We start from the raw sequence: 7918 nt of genomic DNA, 5'->3' as shown, positions 1-7918 counted from the left end.
GTAAGTCTAGGCTTTTTCTTATCACATTCTCTTATTTAAAACTATATAGTATTGTAGGCAATTCTTCTACCCATTTCTAAACATGCTTCTTTACCTTCATCATCTGGTTCACCATTAATAATAAGGCTATCTACTACTAAGTGAGCCCCTATTGTATCGCATGCTTCCTCCCAAGTTTGCATCCATTCACCATCTCCCCAACCATAGGAACCAAATAATGCAATTTTTTTATCCACTAGACTGTCTTTGCAATGCTCAAATAGAGGTGCAAATTCAATTTCTTCAAGTTCCTCTGCACCCATAGCTGGACATCCAAAAGCAACTACATCATATTCTTTAATAAGCTCTGCACCAAATTCCATTGGTTCATATAAGGTTACTTGAGATCCCTCACTAACAGCACCTTCTGCTATTAATTTTGCCATTTCCTTTGTATTACCTGTTCCACTCCAATAAACGATTGCAATTTTATTCATACTTTCCAACCTTTCTATAACATTCTCAAGCACTTACAGTAAGCCGCTCTACTGAACGTCCTTCTTGTAATTTTCTACGATAAATCTTCGTACATCTTCTATATTTTTCAAAAGTTCTTTGCGCTTCTTGTTCATCAAAATAAACCTTCCAATAGCCTACACATTTACAATTCTTACCTTTGTTTTCAATGAAGCCTTTTACATCCTCTATTGGATACCCAAGAAACAATCCTATTTCATGTGGAAATTCCTCACAACTACAGAGTCTAGTTGCTAAATGCTTGATGCACGCATCTGTGCAATGATTTTGATAACCTTGATCTCTTAAAAAGCACTGTGCTTCTTCTCTTTTCATATCTAACTCCAATCTCTTAGGGCGATATACATATACCAAAGCACGGTCTCTCATCGTACGTAGTAATGTCATACTTACCCCTTTAGGGTTTAATACTTTATTCCATTGTTCAATTTGCTCTTTAACTTCACATTCCGAATCACATTTACAATTAAATAAGTTTCCTGTTTTCATGTCCGCAAGTGTTGGCGAACAATGTGTTACAAGTATTTCTTCTGACATTTTACCACCTCTTAATTTTGATAACTATTTTCATTTATATTAAATATGATAATTCATCTCAATTAAAATGTCAATCATTTTGATATTTTTTCTCATTTAACAAAATAGAGTTTATGTTTTTATTCACAAAAAAAGGAACAGTAGTCTATATCCACTCATATAGACTACTGTTCCTTTTTACAACTTGGTTTAATTATTTGCACAAATTTCTTGGATAAGAAAGAGGGCAATCTTCCTCATCCTAACTTAGCGTTATTAATACTGGAGGTATTAATAATCTCAATATATTTTGCATATGTTTGTACACCCTTAGAATAGCATAATTGATAATAACTTTCAATATATTTATTGATATTATTTCTCACTTAATCCTTTAATAGACTAAGAATCTCATCTAGCTTCTTAGCACCAAAATATACTTTTTCATCATTAATAATGATTGCTGGTACACTCATAATCTTATATTCATCTTTGATTGCTTTAAAGTTAGCTAGATCAATCATCTCTGCCTCTACATATTCATTTTCTATTGCAATACGTTGTGCACTTACTACTACATCTGGACACAAGTGGCAAGATAACGATACACAAATCTTAATATTAGTTGGCTTATCTAATGTTTTTATTACCTCTAATTGCTCTGATGTTATTGCCTGACCTTGTCCACCTAAATTATACAATGCTAGGATAAATGAATTGAGTTCATGTCCACCAGGTACTCCGTGGAACTTGACACCACTGTACTGGCCTTTTTCATTTAATAAGGCAACAATCGGATATTTATCTGCCTGGATAGCTTGCTCTACTTCACTATTTTCTCCACGTGCATATACTTTACATTCAATTTTTTCACCGAGCTCAGCTAAATCTAGTAGAAGATCTCTTAGCTCAATAGACTTTTGATTTTGCTCATCTACAATGGTTATGAGTGTTACTTGTTTTTCCACACGTTTTAAAATCTCTTTTATTTGCTCACATAAGGCATCTGTTAATAACTGGCTTCTACGTTTAGATATTTTTTCTATAGCATTAGAGTGATTGGCTCCATTTACTTATACTTGATTTCCCTCTACCTCCTCTGTAACGATTCCTAGCTTTTCTTTGAGGCTGCTGATATACTTCTCGGCAGATGTAGACGCTATCGCACCATCTGCAACAGCTGTTACTATCTGACGTAATTGTTTTAGTCTTAAATCACCTGCAACATATACACCTGATATTCTTGTTTCCATATGCTCATTCGTCTTTAAATAACCGTACTCATCTGTCTCTAACACGTCTTTAAACAAACCACTTTGAGGTGCATATCCAACAAAGACAAAGACTCCAAATGTACCATCCATTTCATTTGCTTTATACATAAATCTTTCCTGTGTCTGGTTATTAATAAAATGTGCATAGTTTAAAAGCTCATCTCCACCAACTTCTGTAAGTTCTGTATTAAACATCACTTCTACTTTTGGATGTGCAAGTACTTTATCTGCTATAGACTTGGCACAAGTAAATTCTGGTTCTCTGGCAATGACCGTAACCTTTTTGGCATACTTTGTTAAGAACATAGCTTCTTCTGCTGCTGCAAATCCTGCACCAATAACAAAAACCTCAAGTCCTTCAAACAATTGGCCATCACAAGTTGAACAATAAGCTACACCTCTACCTGTAAACTCACACTCTCCTTTAAATCCTAACTTTCTAGGACTTGCACCTGTAGCAATAATGAGTGCATACGTTTTAAGTTCGCCCTTATCTGTATGAATAACTTTTACATCCTTTTCAAGTTGTGTATTCATTACTTCTGCACGCATAAAATTCACCTTAAAGTCTTGTGCTTGCTTACGCATTTCTTCCATCATATGTGGCCCTTTTCCATCTCTAACACCTGGGTAATTAGCCACTTCATATGTTTTATTTACTTGTCCACCCCATTCATCTTTTTCAATAATAAGAGTTTTTAATTTTGCTCTCCCTGCATAAATTGCTGCTGCAAGCCCTGCTGGACCGCCTCCAATAATAATTAAATCATAAATAGTATCCATTTTCCTATCCTCCTTTTATCTATGTAGTACTCTATATAACTTCATAGCGTCTTTTATCTTATCGTGAAATAAGGGGGCTGTTTCATCTAACAGCCCCTCATCCATTTCTCATATTTTATTCTTATAGTTTACCTACTAAGTCTAAACTTGGTGTTAAAGTTTCAGCACCTGGTTGCCATTTAGCTGGACAAACTTGATCTCCATGTTCTGCAACAAATTGAGCTGCTTGTACTTTTCTTAATAATTCTTCTGCTTTTCTACCAATCCCTTTGTCATGGATTTCATAAGCTTTGATTTGTCCTTCTGGATTAATTACAAATGAACCTCTTAAAGCTAATCCTTCTTCTTCAATAAGTACGCCAAATGCTCTTGCAAGTTTTGCTGTTGGATCTGCTAACATTGGATATTGGATTTTTCCAATTGTTTCTGAAGCATCCGCCCATGCTTTATGCACAAAATGTGTATCTGTTGAAATAGAGTAAACTTCACATCCAATTTTTTTGAACTCTTCATAGTGATCTGCTAAATCCCCTAATTCTGTTGGACAAACAAATGTAAAATCTGCTGGGTAAAATACAAATACTGACCATTGTCCTTTAATAGATTCTGATGTTACCTCTACGAACGCTCCATTGTGATAAGCTTGTACCTTAAAATCTTCAACTCTTGTATTAATTAATGACATATCTATTCTCCTTTATATTATAAATCTTGATATTTATTTCTTTTTGATATTAGTTATCATTTGTACAACTAATAATAATTCTTATTTACTGTTTTGTCAAGTATATTTTTATATTTTTCATTCACTTTATTTCTATTAGCATACAGATAGAGTATAATACTTTTCCTGCTATGTTTTAGATCATTGAAAACATAACTTTCTTACAAAAAAAGGCGCTAGTTATAGCTAGCGCCTTTGATTACTAACAATGGAGGTTATTAGTAATGCGTATATAATGTATGTCATATGCGATATAATCATTATACTTTTTTGAAAACAGTTATCAATAACTTTATTGATATTATTTCTCACTTACCAGTCTAATAAAAACTTTTGTATATTTAAACAAACCTCATCACTTATATAATGTTTGATACCCTCTGCATCTTTTTGGGCAACTTCTTCTGATACATTAATAACCTTAGCAAAAAAATGTTCAAGCAATACTTGCTTATAATAAACCTTACGTGCTTTTTCTAAGCCTATCTTCGTTAGAGTAATACTTTTATTTTCTACACAAATAAGCTTTTGTTCTTCTAATCTTTTTATCGCACGGCTTACACTGGCTCTTGTTACTTTAACTTTCTTAGCAATATCAACCGCTCGAGTATGTTCATGTCTCATACTGATGATGTAAATAGCCTCTAAATACCTTTTATCTGCTTGATTCATCATCTCTACTCCTTCATACTTTTCTCTTGGTATTACATGTTTTTCCCACTGGGCACTCCCTACATCCACAGCCACATCCTGTAGGTGCTCCTTTTTTATGTCTATTAATAAGTTTTACAACTATAACACATACAAGGCTAAATACACCTATTCCTATTATATAATCAATCATACTCATTTCACTTCTTTCTAGATTCTTTTTTTATAACGATAGATATACATTCATCTTTTAGGTAACCTCTATACTTAAGTGAATCTAAAAGCATCCAATACCACTCTGCTTTATCTAATTGTATAATTTGTTTTTCATCTACTAAGACAATTTGTGGACATATGTCTTCTTCTAAAGATTCTATAGAAACATGATATAAGTTTTTTCTATCAATAGCACCCAATTCCTCAAGAGTATTAACCATTCTATAGACTGTTGCAATACCAATAGTTGGATCTTTTTTAATTACTTTATAATGAATTTCTTTACATGAACAACATTCATCTTCTAAAATGACATCTAATATAAGCTTTCTTTGTGAAGTTAAACGATGTCCTTTCTCGCGTAATGCCTCTATGATACATTCTCGCTTTTCTTGTTTCATTAGATCATAACACTTCCTATTACATTAACTAAAAGTGCAACAACATAAGCTGTTAGCATTTGTACGCCTATCGCTGCACCTGTAGCACGCCAAGTTTTAAGTTCACGCTTCATTGCTCCTACAGCTGCAAAACAAGGCATACATAATAAGTTGAAGATCATATAGGCATATGCTCCTGCTTTAGTTGGAATATCCTTTTTTAACGTTGCCAATGCATTTTGATCATTACCTTCAAATAAAATTACTTCAGCATATAAGTCTGCTGCTCTCTCTGCATTGTAGATACCTTCTTCAAACCCTATTTCTTCCAACTCCTCTGGACTATACTGACCAAAGTAGCTTTCTAAATATTCTGGTGTGACATCTTCGTCATAAAGTTGAGACAGTGTCACAACAACCATCTCTTTCGCTATCCATCCTGTTGCAATTCCAACGGCCGGACGCCACTCTCCAAATCCTAATGGCTTGAATATTGGAGCAACTACATTTCCTACTGAAGCTAAAAAGCTTTCATCCATTTCACACATAATACTTTGATCTTCATTCTGAGCTTTATTTACACCATTAAAGGAATCTATATTAAAGTTTGATAATAACCAAATTAGAATTGTTGAAAGAAGAATAATGGTTCCTGCCTTTATTGCAAAGCCTTTAACCTTCTCCCATCCATGAATTCCAATACTTTTTAAAGTTGGGATACGATATTGAGGAAGCTCCATTACAAAATTAGATGTACCTGATTTATATACAAACTTATTCAGTAATAGTGAAACTACAATAGCAACGATAATACTTAGCATATAGATTGAATACGTTACTAATGTTTTATTTTGGTCTGAAAAGAAAATAGAAACAAACATTGCAAAGATAGGAAGCTTTGCACCACATGGCATAAAACCAGTAATCATTGTTGTAATCTTACGATCTTTTTCTGAGTCTAACGTCCTTGTTGCCATGATCGCAGGTACTCCACACCCAAACCCCATAAGAAGAGGTATAAAAGACCTTCCAGATAATCCAAATTTACGAAAAAGTCGATCCATCACAAAGGCAACTCTGGCCATATATCCACTGTCTTCTAAGAAAGAAATTAATATGTAAAGTACAAGTACAAGTGGAATAAAGCCTATAACTGCTCCAATCCCTCCCATAATGCCATCCATTACAAGAGAACTTGCCCATGGGGATGCACTGACTACTAACCCCTCTACAACACCACTAATTGTCTCCCATATACTTTCGGCTAAACCAGCAAGCCATACACCCGGACTAGGTAATCCTTCTATAAATAAGAAGTTTTCACTAAAAGTACAAGCGAATAATAAGTACATTACTCCAGCGAAAATAGGCAGTGCTAATATACGATTGGTAAGTATTTTATCTAATTTATCTGACTTTGTTTCTACGTGTCCAATAGACTTTCTTTTAACAGTTTGATGAACTACTTTTCCAATCCATTGATATCTAAGATCTGCGATTTTAGATTCTAAATCTAACGTTTCTTCTTGTTCAAGATCTTTGATAACAGCCTCTATTTGTGCTTTGTAAGCCTTATCTAGAGTCTGCGTTACAATCTCATCTCCTTCAAGGAGCTTGATTGCTGTCCATTCCCTTTCCCTCTCATCTAAATGGCTTAACAACATTTCTATATTATCAAGACCATGTGTTATTACTTCATCAAAAACATCTAACCGTTTTATTAGCTGTGTCTGTTTTGCTACTTGCTTAGCAGCCTCTACAAGCTCATGAATACCTTTTCCACTTCTTGCTACAATGGGTATAATCGGTATACCTCCCCAAAGTTCACTAAGCTTCTTAAAGTCTATTTTGTCCCCCTTAGCTTCTACTTCGTCCATCATATTAATGGCCATTACCATTGGGATCTTTGTTTCTGCAATTTGTAAGCTTAAATATAAATTCCTTTCAATACTTGTTCCATCTACAATATTAATGACTACATCTGGCTTCTCCTTAACAATGTAGTCTCTCGCAATAATTTCTTCAGCTGAATATGGTGACAAAGAATATGTCCCTGGTAAATCTAAAATTGTAATACCTTTATCCTTCTTATATGTTCCTTGCTTTTTATCTACTGTAACACCAGGCCAATTCCCAACATGTTGTTTAGCCCCCGTTAATTCATTAAAAAGTGTGGTCTTACCACAGTTTGGATTGCCTGCTAATGCAATTGTTATTGCCATCTCCCTATCCCCCTATTGAATTTCTATTTGTCTTGCTTCTTCTTTTCTTATACTCAGTTCATATCCACGTATGTTAACTTCTATTGGGTCACCTAGTGGTGCAACCTTAATAATCTTTATTGCTACTCCCGGTGTTACACCCATATCCATAAGTCTTCTTCTTATAGGTCCCTTTGTACCTAGCCCTATAACTACACCTTCTTCTCCAGGCTTAAGCTCTTTTAATGTCATTTTTCTTCCTCCTATTCAACCATAATTTTTGACATAAGTCCTTTATTTAAAGCCACTCTTACATCTTTGACTAATACTATCATTCCACTTTGATTTTCTCCTAGAATTTGTACCTGCTCACCCTTTATAAATCCTAGATTATTTAAATGTTTCCTTATTTCATCCTTTCCTATGAACCCTACTATGGTTCTAATCTCTCCCAAACTAGCTAATGCCAAGGGCATAACACCACCTCTTTTTGATATTAATTTTCAATTTCGTACTTTTATAGTAAGTCTAGACTAACCCGAAGTCAATATACTAATTGATAAATTTTATCATTTATACCATTTTTATATTTTTTTCAAACTTTAACACGTTAATATAAAAAGGAGAGATGAACTACTTAAGTAGTTCATCTCTCCT

11 protein-coding genes are annotated in these 7918 nt (G+C 34.0%); all 11 read right to left on the bottom strand.

Translation table 11 applies throughout. From position 1 onward, the window contains the following. Positions 1 to 41 precede the first annotated feature (41 nt). Positions 42 to 476, bottom strand: a complete 435-nt coding sequence (locus tag PBV87_RS05920) for a flavodoxin (RefSeq protein ID WP_053985726.1) — start codon at positions 474 to 476, stop codon at positions 42 to 44. A gap of 25 nt (positions 477 to 501) precedes the next feature. After that, positions 502 to 1053, bottom strand: coding sequence for a DUF3793 family protein (locus PBV87_RS05915; protein WP_271011500.1), 552 nt, complete (start codon positions 1051 to 1053; stop codon positions 502 to 504). 365 nt (positions 1054 to 1418) lie between these two features. Next, positions 1419 to 2000, bottom strand: a complete 582-nt coding sequence (locus PBV87_RS22845) for a thioredoxin family protein (RefSeq protein ID WP_330680351.1) — start codon at positions 1998 to 2000, stop codon at positions 1419 to 1421. Positions 2001 to 2105: 105 nt separating this feature from the next. Then, the gene (locus PBV87_RS22840; protein WP_330680350.1) at positions 2106 to 3089 is read right to left on the bottom strand and encodes an FAD-dependent oxidoreductase; all 984 of its coding nucleotides are present in this window, start codon (positions 3087 to 3089) and stop codon (positions 2106 to 2108) included. Positions 3090 to 3210: 121 nt separating this feature from the next. Then, complete coding sequence (gene ahpC / locus PBV87_RS05905; protein ID WP_053985729.1) at positions 3211 to 3774, bottom strand: alkyl hydroperoxide reductase subunit C; 564 nt, start codon at positions 3772 to 3774, stop codon at positions 3211 to 3213. Between the two features lie 351 nt (positions 3775 to 4125). Then, entirely contained in the window at positions 4126 to 4485 is a 360-nt protein-coding gene (locus tag PBV87_RS05900; RefSeq protein ID WP_271011499.1) for a metal-dependent transcriptional regulator, read from the bottom strand. A gap of 13 nt (positions 4486 to 4498) precedes the next feature. Next, on the bottom strand, positions 4499 to 4657 hold the full coding sequence (locus PBV87_RS05895) for a FeoB-associated Cys-rich membrane protein (RefSeq protein WP_207642821.1): 159 nt from the start codon (positions 4655 to 4657) through the stop codon (positions 4499 to 4501). A gap of 7 nt (positions 4658 to 4664) precedes the next feature. After that, entirely contained in the window at positions 4665 to 5081 is a 417-nt protein-coding gene (locus PBV87_RS05890) for a Fur family transcriptional regulator (RefSeq protein ID WP_271011498.1), read from the bottom strand. Continuing rightward, complete coding sequence (gene feoB / locus PBV87_RS05885; RefSeq protein WP_271011497.1) at positions 5081 to 7282, bottom strand: ferrous iron transport protein B; 2202 nt, start codon at positions 7280 to 7282, stop codon at positions 5081 to 5083. Before feoB ends, PBV87_RS05890 begins: the two co-directional genes overlap by 1 nt. Positions 7283 to 7294: 12 nt before the next feature. Beyond that, on the bottom strand, positions 7295 to 7513 hold the full coding sequence (locus tag PBV87_RS05880) for a FeoA family protein (protein ID WP_053985733.1): 219 nt from the start codon (positions 7511 to 7513) through the stop codon (positions 7295 to 7297). 11 nt (positions 7514 to 7524) lie between these two features. Next, a complete protein-coding gene (locus tag PBV87_RS05875) occupies positions 7525 to 7737 on the bottom strand; it encodes a FeoA family protein (RefSeq protein WP_053985734.1) in 213 nt (70 codons plus the stop codon). Positions 7738 to 7918: the final 181 nt, after the last annotated feature.

The organism is Holtiella tumoricola (assembly GCF_027857615.1).
Classification (GTDB): Bacteria; Bacillota; Clostridia; order Lachnospirales; family Cellulosilyticaceae; genus Holtiella; species Holtiella tumoricola.
This window is presented reverse-complemented; position numbering and strand designations above follow the sequence as displayed.